Source organism: Streptomyces noursei (genome assembly GCF_001646665.1).
Classification (GTDB): Bacteria; Actinomycetota; Actinomycetes; order Streptomycetales; family Streptomycetaceae; genus Streptomyces; species Streptomyces lavendulocolor.
Genome location: NZ_LWBU01000378.1, coordinates 12,873 through 29,148, shown reverse-complemented (window position 1 = coordinate 29,148; position 16,276 = coordinate 12,873). Strand labels below are relative to the sequence as shown.

The 16,276-nt window shown below is 73.0% G+C and carries 14 protein-coding genes; 3 read left to right on the top strand and 11 right to left on the bottom strand.

Annotated features, from left to right (window positions below):
- Positions 1 to 102: 102 nt before the first annotated feature.
- The 6 genes from A4V12_RS29960 to A4V12_RS29935 form a co-directional block, all read right to left on the bottom strand.
- Positions 103 to 1,866 (bottom strand): serine/threonine-protein kinase, encoded by a 1,764-nt coding sequence (locus A4V12_RS29960; RefSeq protein ID WP_064072606.1) that lies wholly within the window; start codon positions 1,864 to 1,866, stop codon positions 103 to 105.
- A gap of 72 nt (positions 1,867 to 1,938) precedes the next feature.
- Positions 1,939 to 3,228, bottom strand: a complete 1,290-nt coding sequence (locus tag A4V12_RS29955; RefSeq protein WP_064072605.1) for a DUF6986 family protein — start codon at positions 3,226 to 3,228, stop codon at positions 1,939 to 1,941.
- A gap of 151 nt (positions 3,229 to 3,379) precedes the next feature.
- Complete coding sequence (locus tag A4V12_RS29950; RefSeq protein WP_064072604.1) at positions 3,380 to 4,342, bottom strand: electron transfer flavoprotein subunit alpha/FixB family protein; 963 nt, start codon at positions 4,340 to 4,342, stop codon at positions 3,380 to 3,382.
- A gap of 59 nt (positions 4,343 to 4,401) precedes the next feature.
- Complete coding sequence (locus A4V12_RS29945) at positions 4,402 to 5,187, bottom strand: electron transfer flavoprotein subunit beta/FixA family protein (RefSeq protein ID WP_064072603.1); 786 nt, start codon at positions 5,185 to 5,187, stop codon at positions 4,402 to 4,404.
- Positions 5,188 to 5,376: 189 nt separating this feature from the next.
- Positions 5,377 to 5,901, bottom strand: a complete 525-nt coding sequence (locus A4V12_RS29940) for a flavin reductase family protein (RefSeq protein ID WP_064072602.1) — start codon at positions 5,899 to 5,901, stop codon at positions 5,377 to 5,379.
- A gap of 259 nt (positions 5,902 to 6,160) precedes the next feature.
- The gene (locus tag A4V12_RS29935; RefSeq protein ID WP_064072627.1) at positions 6,161 to 6,547 is read right to left on the bottom strand and encodes a TlpA family protein disulfide reductase; all 387 of its coding nucleotides are present in this window, start codon (positions 6,545 to 6,547) and stop codon (positions 6,161 to 6,163) included.
- Between the two features lie 187 nt (positions 6,548 to 6,734).
- On the opposite strand from A4V12_RS29935, the gene A4V12_RS29930 reads away from it, so the two are divergent.
- Complete coding sequence (locus A4V12_RS29930) at positions 6,735 to 7,457, top strand: lysophospholipid acyltransferase family protein (protein WP_064072601.1); 723 nt, start codon at positions 6,735 to 6,737, stop codon at positions 7,455 to 7,457.
- A 68-nt stretch (positions 7,458 to 7,525) separates the two neighbouring features.
- On the opposite strand, the gene A4V12_RS29925 is transcribed toward A4V12_RS29930, so the two are convergent.
- From A4V12_RS29925 to A4V12_RS29910, 4 genes are all read right to left on the bottom strand, one after another.
- Complete coding sequence (locus A4V12_RS29925) at positions 7,526 to 8,119, bottom strand: transglutaminase-like domain-containing protein (RefSeq protein WP_064072600.1); 594 nt, start codon at positions 8,117 to 8,119, stop codon at positions 7,526 to 7,528.
- A 73-nt stretch (positions 8,120 to 8,192) separates the two neighbouring features.
- Positions 8,193 to 9,290, bottom strand: coding sequence for a threonine aldolase family protein (locus A4V12_RS29920; RefSeq protein WP_064072599.1), 1,098 nt, complete (start codon positions 9,288 to 9,290; stop codon positions 8,193 to 8,195).
- On the bottom strand, positions 9,269 to 10,033 hold the full coding sequence (locus A4V12_RS29915) for an SDR family NAD(P)-dependent oxidoreductase (protein ID WP_064072598.1): 765 nt from the start codon (positions 10,031 to 10,033) through the stop codon (positions 9,269 to 9,271). The genes A4V12_RS29920 and A4V12_RS29915 overlap by 22 nt, the downstream gene beginning before the upstream one ends.
- A gap of 26 nt (positions 10,034 to 10,059) precedes the next feature.
- Positions 10,060 to 11,457, bottom strand: a complete 1,398-nt coding sequence (locus tag A4V12_RS29910; protein WP_064072597.1) for a DUF6421 family protein — start codon at positions 11,455 to 11,457, stop codon at positions 10,060 to 10,062.
- A 479-nt stretch (positions 11,458 to 11,936) separates the two neighbouring features.
- Between A4V12_RS29910 and A4V12_RS29905 the strand changes: the two genes are divergently transcribed.
- Both A4V12_RS29905 and A4V12_RS29900 read left to right on the top strand, forming a co-directional pair.
- On the top strand, positions 11,937 to 12,620 hold the full coding sequence (locus tag A4V12_RS29905; protein ID WP_064072596.1) for a glycerophosphodiester phosphodiesterase family protein: 684 nt from the start codon (positions 11,937 to 11,939) through the stop codon (positions 12,618 to 12,620).
- 250 nt (positions 12,621 to 12,870) lie between these two features.
- Positions 12,871 to 15,573 carry an ATP-dependent Clp protease ATP-binding subunit gene (locus A4V12_RS29900; RefSeq protein ID WP_079137463.1) on the top strand — a complete coding sequence of 901 codons (2,703 nt, stop codon included), beginning with the start codon at positions 12,871 to 12,873 and terminating at the stop codon, positions 15,571 to 15,573.
- Here A4V12_RS29900 and A4V12_RS29895 read toward each other — a convergent pair.
- Entirely contained in the window at positions 15,570 to 16,142 is a 573-nt protein-coding gene (locus A4V12_RS29895; protein ID WP_064072595.1) for a GNAT family N-acetyltransferase, read from the bottom strand. The genes A4V12_RS29900 and A4V12_RS29895 overlap by 4 nt on opposite strands.
- Positions 16,143 to 16,276 lie beyond the last annotated feature (134 nt).

The window sequence follows — 16,276 nt, the reverse complement described above, 5'->3', positions numbered from 1 at the left end:
CGCGGACACGGCCTGGCCCCACCGGGGTCTGCCGCCGCGCGGGACGTCGGCACCTCGCCCGTGTGACCGCGCCGTACGCCTCCGTCCCGGCCGGGGAGCGGGTCAGCAGACGGGGAGGCCGGGAACCGGCCGGTCGTTGTCACCGCCCTTGATGTAGACGTCGCTGACGTACACCCCGGTGTTGCCGCTGTCGTCGTCGGTCCGGGCCCACCAGACGTTGGTCCACTCTCCGTGGGTCTCGCGGCGGCCCAGGTCGGACTGGCAGTAGAAGTAGTTGGTGCCGGCGTTGAGGATGCCGGCCTCGCTGCCGTCGGCCCGGTAGGACGTCGCGGTGCGCCACACCTGGCAGTTGTACTTCCCGCCGCCGGCCGGGTGGCAGACGGGCTCCGGGGCGGGGGCGCCCCCGCCGCCGGTGGTGGTCGTGGAGCCGGAGCCCGTCGTGCCGGACGTACCGCCGGTCGAGCCGCCGTCCGCGTCCCCGCCCGTCCCGGCGGACGTGCCGCCGTCGGTGCCGCCACCGGTGGCCGGCGACGGGGCGGACGCGGAGGCGGAGGCGCGCGGCCGGTCGGTCTTCCCGGAGGGCTCGGCGTCCGCCGGGGCGGAGGCGGACGGCGCGGCTCCGGGCGAGGTGCCGGCCGCGGACGGGGCGGCGCCCGGGTCGAGCGGGCGGCCCGGGTCGGGAGTGCCGCCGGAACCGGCCCGGCCGCCGGCCAGTTCCTGACCGGCGGCGGGCCGCTTGCCGTTGTCCATGAAGGCGTACGTGACGCCGCCGCCGGCCAGCAGGACGGCCGCCGTCGCCGCCGCGACCAGGACCTTGCCGCGGTTCCCGCGCCCGCGGGGCGCCCCGGGGGCCGCACGGTGCCCGCCGCCGTCCCCTGGGTGCGCGGCGGCGGCGTACGGGGCGGGCTGCGGGGCGGCGGGCTGCGCCGGGGGCACCGTCGGCGCCGGTCCGAAGCCCTGCGGCTGGTGCGGCAGGACGGTGCGCTCGGTCGGGACGTACGTCGGGGCGGTCTCCACGGGCCCCGGTTCCTGTCCCTGCGCGATCGCGGTGAGCAGCCGCGCCGCCGTCGCCGCGTCCGGCCGCCGCGCCGGGTCCTTGTGCATCAGCTCCTGCAGGACGGGGCCGAGCGGGCCCGCCCGCCGCGCCTCGGGCAGCGGATCGGCGACGATCGCGGTGAGCGTCGACCACGTCGACGTACGCCGGAAGGGCGAGGCGCCCTCGACCGCCGCGTACAGGGTGGCACCGAGCGCCCAGACGTCGGACGCGGGGCCCGGGTCCTGGCCCTGGGCCCGCTCCGGGGCGAGGTAGTCGAGCGAGCCGACGATCTCGCCGCTGCGTGTCAGGTGGGTGGTGGAGCCGTCGCCCGGGTCCTCCATGGCGGCGATGCCGAAGTCGGTGAGGACGACCCGGCCTCCGCGGTCCAGCAGGACGTTGCCGGGCTTCACGTCCCGGTGCAGCACCCCGGCCTCATGGGCCGCGCCGAGCGCTTCGAGCACCTTGGCGCCGATCCCGGCGGTCTCGCGCGGGTCCAGGACGCCCCGCTCCGCAAGCACGTCGTCGAGGGACGGTCCGTCCACGAACTCCATGACGATGACCGGGCGGCCCTGGTGGTCGGCGACGTCGTGGACGGCGATCACGCCGGGGTGACGCACCCGCGCGGCGGCCCGGGCCTCGCGCTGCATCCGCAGCCGAAGGTCGGCCAGCTCGTGGCCGGAGGAGTCGGTGTACGTGCGGAGCTCCTTGACCGCGACCTCGCGGCCCAGGACCTCGTCGACGGCGCGCCAGACGACGCCCATGCCGCCGCGCCCGAGCTGCCGGACCACCCGGTAGCGTCCGGCGATCAGTTCGTTCTCCCCCGAAGACACCGCTGCCCCGTTCCTCTGTACGTCGGTCAGTACGGCGTACAGAGTACGGGGCGGCTGTGACAGGCCCGGGGGCTACGGGGCGGTGGCGGTCAGGTCGCCCCGCCGCGGCGCGGCGAAGCCGTCTAGGTCGGCGCGGGTCAGTCCGGTGAGGCGGGCGACCTCGTCGGTGTCGAGGGCGCCGCAGTCGATGCCGCGCAGCAGGTAGGAGCTGAGGGCCTTGGCGGTGGCGGGCTCGTCCATGACGTCGCCGCCGGCCTGGTTGGCGTAGGCGGACAGGCGCGCGGCGGCCTGCCGGAAGCCCTCGCGGTAGAAGGCGAAGACGGCGGCGTACCGGGTCGGCAGGTGGCCGGGGTGCATGTCCCAGCCCTGGTAGTAGGCGCGGGCCAGGGCGCGGCGGGTGAGGCCGTAGTGGAGCCGCCAGGCGTCGTGGACCTGTTCGGTGGGGCCGACCGGGAGGACGTTGGTGGAGCCGTCGGAGACGCGTACGCCGGTGCCGGCGGCGGCCACCTGCATGATCGCCTTCGCGTGGTCGGCGGCGGGGTGGTCGCTGGCCTGGTGGGCGGCGGAGACGCCGAGGCAGGCGCTGTAGTCGAAGGTGCCGTAGTGCAGGCCGGTGGCGCGGCCCTCGGCGGCGCCGATCATGCGGGCGACGGTGGCGGTGCCGTCGGCGGCGAGGATGGCCTGGCTGGTCTCGATCTGGATCTCGAAGCCGAGGCGTCCGGCTTCGAGGCCGTGGGCCTTCTCGAAGGCCTCCAGCAGCCGTACGAAGGCGCCGACCTGCTCGGGGTAGGTGACCTTGGGCAGGGTGAGGACGAGGCCCTCGGGGAGGCCTCCGTGCTCCATGAGGCCGCTGAGGAAGACGTCGGTGGTGCGGATGCCCCGGTCGCGTACGGCGGCCTCCATGCACTTCATGCGGATGCCCATGCAGGGGGCGGCCGTGCCGTTGGCGTAGGCCTCGGAGATCAGGCGGGCGGCGCGGGCGGCGTCGGTGTCCTCGTCCTTGCCGCCGTAGCCGTCCTCGAAGTCGACGCGGAGGTCCTCGACGGGCTCGCGCTCCAGTTTCGCCCGTACGCGCGCGTGGACGTCGTCGGCGAGCGCCTCGGGCAGGCCGAGGGCGGCGGCGAGGGAGGCGGCGTCGGGGGCATGCTCGTCGAGCATGGCGAGGGCCTGGTCGCCCCAGGAGCGGATGGTTCCGGCGTCGAAGGCCTCACCGGGCACGTAGACGGTGTGGACCGGCTGGCGGGTGCCGGGGTCGCCCGGGTAGCGGCGGGCGAGCTCCTCGTCGACCGAGACGAGGGAGGCGCTGATGCCCTCGCTGACCGCGCCGGCGAGGCTCGTTGCCACCTTCTCCTGCTGACCCATTCCCACACCCTCCAGTTTCCGCTACACGGAATCAACAATCCGTATAGTGAAGTTAATGGGTGTCAAGGACCTGCGTCAATGGTCCCGCCGACGACGCGGGGCCGCGCGGTGGAGTGCACCGCGCGGCCCCGGAGGCGGAGAATGCCGCAGGTCAGCCCTTGCGGGCCTTGATCTCGTCGGTCAGCTGCGGGACGACCTGGAAGAGGTCGCCGACCACGCCGTAGTCGACCAGGTCGAAGATCGGGGCCTCGGCGTCCTTGTTGATGGCCACGATGGTCTTCGAGGTCTGCATGCCGGCGCGGTGCTGGATCGCGCCGGAGATGCCGGAGGCGATGTACAGCTGCGGGGAGACCGACTTGCCGGTCTGGCCTACCTGGTTGGTGTGCGGGTACCAGCCGGCGTCGACGGCGGCGCGGGAGGCGCCGACGGCGGCACCGAGCGAGTCGGCGAGCGCCTCGATGACCGAGAAGTTCTCGGCGCCGTTGACGCCGCGGCCGCCGGAGACCACGATCGCGGCCTCGGTCAGCTCGGGGCGGCCGGTCGACTCGCGCGGGGTGCGGGAGACGACCTTGGTGCCGGTGGCCTTCTCGGAGAAGGAGACGGACAGGGCCTCGACGGCGCCCGCGGCCGGGGCGGCCTCCACGGGGGCCGAGTTCGGCTTGACCGTGATGACCGGCGTGCCCTTGGAGACGCGGGACTTGGTGGTGAAGGAGGCGGCGAACGCGGACTGCGTGGCCACCGGGCCCTCGTCGCCGGCCTCGAGGTCGACGGCGTCGGTGATGATGCCGGAGCCGATGCGGACGGCGAGGCGGGCGGCGATCTCCTTGCCCTCGGCGGAGGACGGGACGAGCACGGCGGCCGGGGAGACGGCCTCGTGCGCGGCCTGGAGGGCGTCCACCTTCGGGACGACGAGGTAGTCGGCGAACTCGGGGGCGTCGGCGGTGAGGACCTTCACCGCGCCGTGCTCGGCGAGCGTGGCGGCGGTGGCCTCGGCGCCGGCACCGAGGGCGACGGCGACCGGCTCGCCAATGCGGCGGGCCAGCGTCAGCAGCTCCAGCGTGGGCTTGCGGACGGCGCCGTCCACGTGGTCGACGTAGACGAGAACTTCAGCCATGGGACTTCAATCTCCTGCGATGCGAAGAGTCTGGGGGCGGTGAGTGGCTCGCGCGAGCCTTAGATGAACTTCTGGCTCGCGAGGAACTCGGCCAGCTGCTTGCCGCCCTCGCCCTCGTCCTTGACGATCGTGCCGGCCGTACGGGCCGGACGCTCGGCCGCCGAGTCGACCTGGGTCCAGGAGCCCTCGAGACCGACCTCGTCGGCGTCGATGTCCAGGTCGTCGAGCTCCAGGGTCTCCACCGGCTTCTTCTTGGCCGCCATGATGCCCTTGAAGGACGGGTAGCGGGCCTCGCCCGACTGGTCCGTCACGGACACGACGGCCGGCAGGGACGCCTCCAGCTGCTCGGACGCGGTGTCGCCGTCACGGCGGCCCTTGACGGTGCCGTCCTCGACCGAGACCTCGGAGAGGAGGGTGACCTGCGGGACGCCCAGGCGCTCGGCGAGGATCGCCGGCAGGACGCCCATGGTGCCGTCGGTGGACGCCATGCCGCAGATGACCAGGTCGTAACCGGTCTTCTCGACGGCCTTGGCGAGCACCAGCGAGGTGGCCATGACGTCGGAGCCGTGCAGGTCGTCGTCCTCGACGTGGACGGCCTTGTCGGCACCCATGGAGAGCGCCTTGCGGAGCGCGTCCTTGGCGTCCTCGGGGCCGACGGTGAGCACGGTGATCTCCGCGTCGTCCGCCTCTTCGGCGATCTGGAGCGCCTGCTCCACCGCGTACTCGTCCAGCTCCGACAGCAGGCCGTCGACGTCGTCGCGGTCGACGGTCAGGTCATCGGCGAAGTGCCGGTCGCCGGTGGCGTCGGGCACGTACTTCACACAGACAACGATCCTCAAGCTCACGCCGGCTCTCCTACACATCGTCATAACTGGGCTGCCTTGTTGCACGCAGCATAGGCGCCTGATGGGACGGTTTCCGCTCGGGGCGGTGGACGCCCCTCCCGAAATATTACTCGTCAGTACATCGATTGCTTTCCCGGTAAGCAAGCGCTTTGAACTGTGACCTTGCCAACGCTCCGTAACCGGGATCTCTCAGTCGCGCAGAGCGTTGAAGCGCCCCTCGTGGTAGAGCAGCGGGCGGCCCGCGCCGTCGGGGTCACCGGCGACGACCTCGGCCACCACCAGGCGGTGGTCACCGGCCGGGACGCGGGCGACGACCCGGCACACCAGCCAGGCCAGCACGCCGTCGAGCACCGGCACCCCCTCCGGTCCCGTGTGCCAGCGCGTCGGCGCACCGAAGCGGTCGGCCCCGCTGCGCGCGAAGGTGGCGGCCAGCTCCCGCTGATGGTCGCCCAGGACGTGGACGCCGATGTGCTCGGCCTCCGCCAGGACCGGCCAACTGGAGGAGGAGGTGCCTACGCCGAACGAGATCATCGGGGGTTCGGCGGAGACGGAGGTGAGCGAGGTGGCGGTGAAACCGACGGGCCGCTCCCCGCGCGCGGTGATCACCGCCACTCCCGCCGCGTGGCGCCGGAAGACGGAGCGGAGCAGCTCGGGCGTGGCGGGGTGGGCGGGCCGGGACGTACGGGGGGCGGCGAGGTCGGGCGAGACCGTCATGGAGGGGTCCTTCGGCGAGGGGCGCGGGGTGGTGGTCCGTGGCTGCTCAGACACCCGGACAGCGCGCGCTCGCGTTGCGGGCCAGGTCGATGTGGACCCGCCCGTGGAGAAGGAGTTCCTGTGGCACGGCGCCAGCCTGACGATGGATGGCATGCACAGTCAAGCGCGGGCCACGATGTGCGACGTGCGTCACGGCACGCCGGGGGCGACGGCGCCCGGACCGGCGCCCATCACGGTGCGGGGCGGCTCGCGGGGCAGGTCACAGGGCACGTCCGAGCGCGGCGATGACGTCGGCCCTGCGGGGCTGCCCGGCGGCCATGCGGACGACGCGGCCCTTCCGGTCGAGCACCAGCACCGTGGGCGTCCGCGCGACGTCCAGCTCGCGCACGAGGTCCAGGTGGTCCTCGGCGTCGATCTCGATGTGCGCCACCCCGTCGACCATCGCGGCGACCTCCGCCAGCGTGCGGCGGGTCGCGCGGCAGGGCTGGCAGAAGGCGGTGGAGAACTGCACCAGAGTCGCCCGCTCCCCCAGCTCGGCGCCCAGCTCGTCCGCGCCGAGCACCCGGCCCGTCCCCTGCTCCCGCACCTCGGTCTCCCGTCCCCGCTCCAGTGGCACGGTCCGTAGAGCGTCCCCGGAGGGCCGCATGATTCCCGACGCGCGCATGAAATGCTCAGGAATGGACATGACGTGACGAGAATCTCGCTGTACGGAGTCGCCAGGACTGGCCTGAACGGCGCACATGGTGCACGATCGGCCCAATGCCGATACCTACGGCTGCGTAACTTCCGCCGGGAGAATCCTCCCCGGGCACTGAAGAAGGGGTCTTCTCCCGATGGCAGAACTCGTCTATCGGCCGGTCATCGGCGCCGCTCTCACCATGTTCAAGGCGCTCGACCTGAAGATCGACACCCAGGGTTCGGAGAACATCCCGCGCACCGGCGGGGCCGTGCTCGTCAGCAACCACATCAGCTATCTGGACTTCATCTTCTCCGGCCTGGCGGCCCTCCCGCAGAAGCGCCTGGTGCGCTTCATGGCCAAGGACGCGGTGTTCCGGCACAAGATCTCCGGGCCGCTGATGCGGGGCATGAAGCACATCCCGGTGGACCGCAACCAGGGCGAGGCGGCCTACCGGCACGCCCTGGAGTCGCTGCGCTCCGGTGAGATCATCGGGGTGTTCCCCGAGGCGACCATCTCGCAGTCGTTCACGCTCAAGAGCTTCAAGTCCGGCGCGGCCCGCCTGGCCCAGGAGGCCGGTGTCCCGCTGATCCCGATGGCCCTGTGGGGCACCCAGCGGCTGTGGACCAAGGGGCGGCCGCGCAACTTCAAGCGGAGCCACATCCCCGTGACGATCCGGGTGGGCGAGCCGGTGGAGGCGCCGACCGACCAGTACGCGGGCGCGATCACCCGGCGGCTGCGCGAGCGGGTGCAGGAGCTGCTGGAGGCGGCGCAGCGGTCGTACCCGGTCCGCCCGAAGGACGCGAGCGACACCTGGTGGATCCCCACGCACCTCGGTGGCACGGCGCCGACCCCGGCGGAGGTCCGCGAGGCGGGCTGAGCGGCCCGTACGCACAACCCCGACCGCACCGGACGCCCCGCGGCCGGTAGGGCCCCGCGCCCGCCCGCTCAGGCCCCGGCCGGCGGAAGGGCGGTGGGCAGCGTCCGTTCCAGATGGGGCCGGTCCCGGGCGGCCCGCAGAGCGCGCAGGACCGCCGGATGGGGTGCCGCGTACAGCACCGGGTGGTCCGCCTCCCCGGCCTCCGGGCGCACCCGGAACGCCAGTTGTTCGCGGTCGGTGCGGAACTGCGCGTCCACGCCCGGGCGGTTGCCGCGCGGATCCTGGCGTACCCAGCCGGCGCCGCCCGGCAGCCTGACGGCGACCAGGCCGTGGACCACGCCGAGGACCTGGTAGCACAGCGCGGTCGGGATGGACCGGGCGCGCAGGAGCGCGGCGAGGGCGTGGGACTTGGCGTAGCAGATGCCGGTGCGCTGCTCCAGCACGTCCGAGGCGCGCCAGGTGACGCGCGGGTCACCGGCGTCCATCGAGTGCGGGATGGTGTCGCGTACGTACGCGAACGCGGCCCTGGCGTACGCGTACGCGTCGGTGTGCTCGCCCGCGAGGCGGTCCACGACCTCACGCACGCGCGGGTGCTCGTGATCGACGGCCTCGTCGGCCGCCAGGTATGCAGAGAGGTCGGGGACCTGCTGGATCAGCTCCATGACCGCCGACCATAGGTGTGCGGCCGACCGGAGTCCAATGGATTTCCGGTCGGCCGCATACTTATGCCGTCTCTCAGGCGTGTGCCATCTCTTCCTTGAGCGCGAGGACGAACGCGTCGACGTCGTCCTCCGTCGTGTCGAAGGAGCACATCCACCGCACGTCGCCGGCGGCCTCGTTCCAGAAGTAGAAGCGGAAGCGCTCCTGGAGCCGCCGGGTGACGTGGTGCGGGAGCCGCGCGAAGACGGCGTTCGCCTGCACCGGGTGGAGGATCTCCACCCCGTCCACGGCGCGCACGCCCTCGGCGAGGCGCTGGGCCATCGCGTTGGAGTGCCGGGCGTTGCGCAGCCACAGGTCCTTGGCGAGCAGCGCCTCGAACTGCACCGACACGAACCGCATCTTGGAGGCGAGCTGCATCGACATCTTGCGCAGGTGCTTCATGTGGCTGACGGCGTCGGGGTTGAGGACGACCACGCACTCGCCCGCGAGCATGCCGTTCTTCGTCCCGCCGAACGACAGGACGTCCACGCCGACCGCGTTGGTGAACGCCCGCATCGGGACGTCCAGCGAGGCGGCCGCGTTGGCTATCCGGGCGCCGTCGAGGTGCACCTTCATGCCGAGCCCGTGCGCGTGCTCGACGATGGCGCGTATCTCGTCCACCGTGTAGACGGTGCCCAGTTCGGTGTTCTGGGTGATGGAGACGGCCTGCGGCATGGCGCGGTGCTCGTCGTCCCAGCCGAACGCCTGCCGGTCGATGAGCTCCGGGGTCAGCTTGCCGTCCGGGGTGGGGACGGTCAGCAGCTTCAGCCCCGCCATGCGCTCGGGAGCGCCGCCCTCGTCCACGTTGATGTGCGCGGACTCGGCGCAGATCACCGCGCCCCAGCGGTCGGTGAGCGCCTGGAGGGCCGTGACGTTGGCGCCGGTGCCGTTGAACACCGGGAACGCCTCGGCGGTCGGGCCGAAGTGGCTGTGCACCACCCGCTGGAGGTGCTCGGTGTACACGTCCTCGCCGTAGGCGACCTGGTGGCCGCCGTTGGCGAGGGCGAGGGCAGCGAGGATCTCCGGGTGGACACCGGCGTAGTTGTCGCTGGCGAAGCCCCGTACGGTCGGGTCGTGACGCCGCCGGGCATCGGTCCTGGCGGGGCCGGGGGTCACGGCTTGGGGGTCAGCCACAGGCGCTGTCCATTCACTTCCTGAGCGGGCTTGTCCCAGACGGCGGCGATCTCGTCGGCGAGATCCTTGACGTCGGTGAAGCCCGCGAACTTCGCGTTCGGGCGCTCGGCGCGCATGGCGTCGTGCACCAGAGCCTTGACGACCAGGATCGTAGCGGCGGCCTTGGGGCCCTCCTCGCCGCCCGCCTTGCGGAAGGCGTCGCCCAGGGCGAGCGTCCACGCCTCGGCCGCGGCCTTGGAGGCGGAGTAGGCGGCGTTGCCGGCGGTGGGCTTGCTGGCCCCGGCGGCGCTGACGAGGACGTACCTGCCGCGGGCGCTGCGCAGCAGCCCGTCGTGGAAGGCGAGCGAGGTGTGCTGGACCGTGCGGATCAGCAGCTTCTCCAGCAGGGTCCAGTCGGCCAGGTCCGTCTCGGCGAAGGTGGCGCTGCCGCGCCAGCCGCCGACCAGGTGGACCAGGCCGTCCACCCGGCCGAACTCCTTCTCGGTCTTGTCGGCCCACTCGCGGGCGGCGCCCAGGTCGAGCAGGTCCACGGTGTCGCCGACGACGGTCGCGCCGCCGTGCGCGTACCGGGCGGCGTCGACCGCCTCGGCGAGGCGCGCGGGATCCGCGTCGGAGGCGACCACGGTCGCGCCGGCCTCCGCGAGCCGCAGCAGGGCGGCCCGGCCGGCCGCTCCCGCCGCTCCGGCCACCGCGACGACCGCGCCCTCGAGCGGGCCGCCGTTTCCGTTGCCCTTGCCGTTCATGGTCGTCGTCTCCTCCGTACGAGAGCTCACGCGGCGACCCTCTCGGCCTTCTCGGCGGTGATGCCCTTGGTGGAGGCGATCACGTTCTTCAGCTTCTTGGAAAGGGCCTCATAGAACATGCTCAGCGGAAACTCGTCCGGAAGCACGTCGTCGACGAGCTTGCGCGGCGGCAGGCTCAGGTCGAGGGCGTCGGGACCCTTGGCCCAGCGGGAACCGGGGTGCGGGGCGAGGTAGGTCGACACCAGGTCGTAGGCGGCGAACCAGTGGACCAGCTTCGGGCGGTCGATGCCGTCGCGGTACAGCTGCTCTATCTCGCCGCAGAGCTGGTTGGTGACCTCCGGGGCGCGGTCCCAGTCGATCTTCAGAGTGTTGTCCGTCCAGCGCAGCACGTCGTGCTTGTGCAGGTACGCGAAGAGCAGCTGGCCGCCGAGGCCGTCGTAGTTCCGGTTGCGGTCGCCGGTGACCGGGAAGCGGAACATCCGGTCGAAGAGCACCGCGTACTGGACGTCGCGGCCGTGCGGGTTGCCCTCGGCCTCCAGCTTCACGGCCTCCTTGAAGGCGGTGAGGTCGCAGCGCAGCTCCTCCAGGCCGTACATCCAGAACGGCTGGCGCTGCTTGATCATGAAGGGGTCGAACGGCAGGTCGCCGTGGCTGTGGGTGCGGTCGTGGACCATGTCCCACAGGACGAAGGCCTTCTCGCAGCGCTTCTGGTCGCCGAGCATCTCGCGGATGTCCTCGGGCAGGTCGAGGCCGAGTATCTCCACGGCGGCCTCGGTGACACGGCGGAAGCGGGCGGCCTCGCGGTCGCAGAAGATGCCGCCCCAGCTGAAGCGCTCGGGGGCCTCGCGCACGGCGATGGTCTCCGGGAAGAGCACGGCGGAGTTGGTGTCGTAGCCCGCGGTGAAGTCCTCGAACGTGATGCCGCAGAAGAGCGGGTTGTCGTAGCGGGTGGCCTCCAGCTCGGCGAGCCACTCCGGCCAGACCATGCGCAGCACGACGGCTTCCAGGTTGCGGTCCGGGTTGCCGTTCTGCGTGTACATCGGGAAGAGCACCAGGTGCTGGAGCCCGTCGGTCCGGTCGGCGGCCGGCTGGAAGGCCAGCAGCGAGTCCAGGAAGTCCGGCACGGCGAAGCCGTCGTCCGCCCACTTGCGCAGGTCGGCGACGAGCGCCCGGTGGTACGCGGTGTCGTGCGGGAGCAGCGGGGAGAGCTGCTCGACGGCGGTGACGACCCGGTCGAGGGCGGCGTCGACGCTCGCGCGGGAGGGCGCGCCCTCCGCCTCGAAGTCGATGGAACCGTCCGCGGACTGCCAGGGGCGGATCTGTTCCACGGCATTCTTGAGCTCGGGCCACGCAGGGTGCTCGACCACCCTGACCTCGGCGGACACGTCCCCGCCCGCAACATCCTGCACAAGAATTTCCGTCATCACACTTCCTCCACGGGAGAACCTCGCGTCCAGGCACCGTATCCATGGATGGTTCTCCGCCACAAGGGGAGCAGGAAGAAATTATCCTGCCGACCCCCCTCCGGCACCGCTGTTTTTCCTGTCCGGAGTGGGTGATGCAGCGGCATCCACGGAGACCCTGCGGGCGGGCGCGGCCGCCGCGCACCGGCGCACGAGAGCCCCGGCGACGCGCCCACGCACGGGTGAAGAGGATCGCGGCGCGCCGGGCCCGACCGGCAGGACGGACGGGTCCCTCCTTCCCCTCCCCGCAGGTCCCACGCCAGGAGAGTCCCGCCCCTCCGGCCGGCGCGCGGCCGGCCGGTTCCCGCCCCGGGCGCAGCCGTACGCGGGCGCCGCCCGCGCGGGACGGGTTCCGTCCCGGGCGTGGATCGTTAGGCTGCGACGGTGCCGCGTGTGGCACGGCACCGCGCGGCACCGCCGTCGACGGAAGCGAGAAGATCTTGAGTTTCCTCACCATCGGTCATCGCGGAGTCATGGGTGTCGAACCGGAGAACACCCTGCGGTCCTTCGTCCGCGCGGAACGCGCGGGCATGGACGCCATCGAACTGGACCTGCACCTGAGCAAGGACGGCGCCCTGGTCGTGATGCACGACGCCGAGGTGGACCGGACGACCGACGGCACCGGGGCGGTCGCCGACAAGACCCTGGCCGAGCTGCGGGAGCTCGACGCCGGGCTGGGTGAGCGCGTCCCGGTCTTCGAGGAGGTCCTGGACGCCGTACGGACACCGGTGCAGGCGGAGATCAAGGACGTGGCGGCGGCCCGGGCGCTGGCCGAGGTGATGAACCGGCGGGCCCTGACCGGGCGGGTGGAGGTGTCGTCCTTCCACGACGAGGCGGTCGCCGAGATCGCCCGCCTGGTGCCGGGCGTGCGGACGGTGCTCATCGCGAGCCACTGGGGCGACGACATCGTGGCGCGGGCGCTCGCCGTGGGCGCCGGCACCCTGGCGCTGGACATCCGCCGGCTGACCCTGGAGACGACCGAGCGGGCCCGGGCGGCCGGCCTGGGGGTCATCGCCTGGGTGGTGAACACACCGCAGCACCTGCGGCTCGTACGCGCCCTGGAGCTGGACGGCGCGACGACCGACCACCCCGGGATCCGGCGCACCGGCCGCTTCACGGCCTGACGGCCCGCCGGGCCCCCGGCATCCCCCTTGCCGCCCGCCGAACCCGCCGGGCGGCAGGGCCGGGGCGGGTCGCCACTGTGCCGCCCGCCGCGCCGGGGACGCGGACGGCGTCCTCGGGGCGCGTAGGTGCCGATGCGTCCCGTCCGTCACAGGTGTAACCGGAATGCGCTCGGGAACCCGCGACCGTGGATCCAGCAGGTCTTCTCGCACAGCGTGTCCCGGCCATTCCCGGACACCGGAACGGACGCATATGAGCAGCGGTTTCATGGGTCCGGAGGGTTACGGCTCCGACCCGTTCAGCGAGTTTCTGGCCCGCTTCTTCGGGGGCGGGACGGGATCGTCCCCCACGGGCGGGCGGCCCATCCCCCGGTACATCGACATCGGCCGTCTGATGAGCGAGCCCGCGCGCCGGATGGTCGGCGACGCCGCCTCGTACGCGGCCGAGCACGGCAGCACCGACCTGGAGACCGAGCACCTGTTGCGGGCCGCCCTCGCCACCGAACCCACCCGCGACCTCGTCGCCCGCGCCGGCGCCGATCCGGACGCCCTGGCGGAGGAGATCGACCGGACGGCCGGCGAGGGCCCGCCGCAGTCCCGGATCGCCGTCACCCCCGCCGTCAAGCGGGCGCTGCTCGACGCCCACGACCTGGCCCGCCACACGGGCGCCTCGTACATCGGCCCCGAGCACGTGCTCGCCGCGCTCGCCTCCAACCCGGACTCGGCGGCGGGGCGCATCCTCAACGCCGCCAAGTTCGACCCCGGCTCCGTCCAGGGCCCCGGCCCGGGACGCGGCGGGCCGGGCCCGTGGGTGGGCGAGGCCGAACCGCGGCCCGCCCCGCAGCGCGGCACCCCGACGCTGGACAAGTACGGCCGCGACCTGACCGACATGGCCAAGTCCGGCCGGATCGACCCCGTGATCGGCCGCGACCTGGAGATCGAGCAGACCGTCGAGGTGCTCTCCCGGCGCGGCAAGAACAACCCCGTACTGATCGGTGACGCGGGCGTCGGCAAGACCGCCATCGTGGAGGGGCTGGCGCAGCGCATCGCCGAGCACGACGTGCCGGACACGCTGCGCGACCGCCGGGTCGTCGCCCTGGACCTGTCCGGCGTCGTCGCCGGCACCCGCTACCGGGGCGACTTCGAGGAGCGGCTGAACGCCATCATCGAGGAGATCCGCTCCCACTCCGACGAACTGGTCGTCTTCATCGACGAACTGCACACGGTCGTCGGCGCGGGCGCGGGCAGCGGGGGCGGCGACAGCGGCTCCATGGACGCGGGCAACATGCTCAAGCCCGCGCTCGCCCGCGGCGAGCTGCACGTCATCGGTGCCACGACCATGGAGGAGTACCGCCGCTACATCGAGAAGGACGCGGCGCTCGCCCGCCGGTTCCAGCCGATCCTGGTGCCCGAGCCGAGTCCGGAGGACGCGCTGGAGATCCTGCGCGGGCTCCAGGACCGCTACGAGGCCCACCACCAGGTCCGGTACGCCGACGGGGCCCTCCTCGCCGCCGTGGAGCTGTCCGACCGGTACCTCACCGAACGGTTCCTGCCCGACAAGGCCATCGACCTGATCGACCAGGCGGGCGCCCGGGTACGGCTGCGGACGCACACCAACACCGACGTGCGGGCGCTGGAGCGGCAGGCCGAGCAGCTGGCGCGGGACAAGGACCAGGCGGTGGCGGCCGAGCAGTACGAGAAGGCGATGGAGCTGCGCGACCGCATCCAGGACGTCACCGAGCGCATCAAGGCCGGGCGCGTGGCGCGGCCGGCCGGCGACGGCGTCGTCGCCGAGGTGACGGCGGAGGACATCGCCGAGGTGGTGAGCCGGCAGACCGGCATTCCGGTCAGCAGCCTCACCCAGGAGGAGAAGGAACGGCTGCTGGGCCTGGAGGACCACCTGCGCCGGCGGGTCGTCGGGCAGGACGAGGCGGTCACCGCCGTCTCGCAGGCCGTGCTGCGCTCCCGCGCCGGTCTCGCCGACCCCCGGCGCCCGATCGGCAGCTTCCTCTTCCTCGGCCCGACAGGCGTGGGCAAGACGGAGCTGGCCAGGGCGCTCGCGGACGCGCTGTTCGGCAGCGAGGACCGCATGGTCCGCCTGGACATGAGCGAGTTCCAGGAGCGGCACACCGTCAGCCGGCTGGTCGGCGCCCCGCCCGGGTACGTGGGGCACGAGGAGGCGGGCCAGCTCACCGAGGCGGTGCGCCGCCACCCGTACTCGCTGCTGCTGCTGGACGAGGTCGAGAAGGCCCACCCGGACGTGTTCAACGTCCTGCTCCAGGTGCTGGACGACGGGCGGCTCACCGACTCGCAGGGCCGCACGGTCGACTTCAAGAACACCGTCATCGTGATGACCAGCAACCTCGGCTCCGAGGCGATCGGCACCGGCCGCGGCGTGGTCGGCTTCGGCGCCGCCGACTCGGGGTCGGAGGACGACGCGATGCGGGAGCGGGCGCTGAGGCCGCTGCGCGAGCACTTCCGCCCCGAGTTCCTCAACCGCATCGACGAGATCGTCCTCTTCCGGCGCCTCGACGAGGACCAGTTGCGGCGCATCACCGATCTGCTGCTGGAGGAGACCCGGCGCCGGATGCGGGCACAGCACCTCACGGTCGAGTTCGACCCGGCCGCCGTCGACTGGATCGCGCGCCGCGGCCACCAGCCCGAGTACGGGGCGCGCCCGCTGCGGCGCACGATCCAGCGCGAGGTCGACAACCACCTGTCGCGCCTGCTGCTGGACGGACGGCTCCCGGAGGGCTCCCGGGTGCGGGTGACGGCCGGGGACGGCCGGCTGGCCTTCCACACCGAGGAGCCGGGCGGCGGCGCGGAGCCGCCGGAGCAGCCCGGCCGGCCGGGCTCGCTGGGCAAGCCGGGCGCCATGGACCGGCCGCCCGGGAGCCGCATGGCCGATCCGGCGCCGCCGACGGGCGACGCGGACGGGCCGGCGCCCGCCGCCTAGGGAGCGTCCGGGAGGCCCGGCGCGATCTCCTTCACCAGGAGCTCGAACTCCAGGTCGTCGCGCCGCGGCAGGCCGAAGCGCTCGTCGCCGTACGGGAACGGCGTCATCCGTCCCGTACGGCGGTAGCCCCGGCGCTCGTACCAGGCGATCAGCTCGTCCCGGACCGAGATCACCGTCATGTGCATCTCGCGCGCGCCCCACTCGGCCGCGGCGAGCCGCTCCGCCTCCGCGATGACGCGCCGCCCCAGGCCGCCGCCCTGGAGGCCGGGCCGCACGGCGAACATCCCGAAGTAGGCGGCGTCACCGCGGTGTTCCAGCTGGCAGCAGGCGACGAGCTCGCCGCCGTGCTCGACCACGAGGAGGCGGGAGCCGGGCGCGGCGATGACGTCGCGGACGCCCTCCGGATCGGTGCGCTGCCCCTCCAGGATGTCCGCCTCGGTCGTCCAGCCCGCGCGGCTGGAGTCGCCCCGGTACGCCGACTCGATCAGGGCGACCAGCGCGGGCACGTCGGCCTCGTCGGCGTCCCGGTAGGTCAGTGCGTCCGCGGTCCTGGGCGGTGCGGTGTCCATGGCTGTTCTCCCTCGTGCCTGCGGTCCCGGGCGGAGCCTAACGCGCCCCGCCCACGCTCCCCCTGTACGCCCCTGCGCTCGCGTGCACCCTCACGGGTCCGGGCATCGTCCCAGGAGCCGTCTCGTCGAGGGGG

What these genes read in the sequence shown, in the direction of transcription:
- A4V12_RS29910 (WP_064072597.1), bottom strand. Translation starts at nt 11,457, where the DNA reads ATGACGGAAATTCTTGTGCAGGATGTTGCGGGCGGGGACGTGTCCGCC.
- A4V12_RS29930 (WP_064072601.1), top strand. Translation starts at nt 6,735, where the DNA reads ATGGCAGAACTCGTCTATCGGCCGGTCATCGGCGCCGCTCTCACCATG.
- A4V12_RS29895 (WP_064072595.1), bottom strand. Translation starts at nt 16,142, where the DNA reads ATGGACACCGCACCGCCCAGGACCGCGGACGCACTGACCTACCGGGAC.
- A4V12_RS29915 (WP_064072598.1), bottom strand. Translation starts at nt 10,033, where the DNA reads ATGAACGGCAAGGGCAACGGAAACGGCGGCCCGCTCGAGGGCGCGGTC.
- A4V12_RS29935 (WP_064072627.1), bottom strand. Translation starts at nt 6,547, where the DNA reads ATGCGGCCCTCCGGGGACGCTCTACGGACCGTGCCACTGGAGCGGGGA.
- A4V12_RS29950 (WP_064072604.1), bottom strand. Translation starts at nt 4,342, where the DNA reads ATGGCTGAAGTTCTCGTCTACGTCGACCACGTGGACGGCGCCGTCCGC.
- A4V12_RS29925 (WP_064072600.1), bottom strand. Translation starts at nt 8,119, where the DNA reads ATGGAGCTGATCCAGCAGGTCCCCGACCTCTCTGCATACCTGGCGGCC.
- A4V12_RS29940 (WP_064072602.1), bottom strand. Translation starts at nt 5,901, where the DNA reads ATGACGGTCTCGCCCGACCTCGCCGCCCCCCGTACGTCCCGGCCCGCC.
- A4V12_RS29900 (WP_079137463.1), top strand. Translation starts at nt 12,871, where the DNA reads ATGAGCAGCGGTTTCATGGGTCCGGAGGGTTACGGCTCCGACCCGTTC.
- A4V12_RS29955 (WP_064072605.1), bottom strand. Translation starts at nt 3,228, where the DNA reads ATGGGTCAGCAGGAGAAGGTGGCAACGAGCCTCGCCGGCGCGGTCAGC.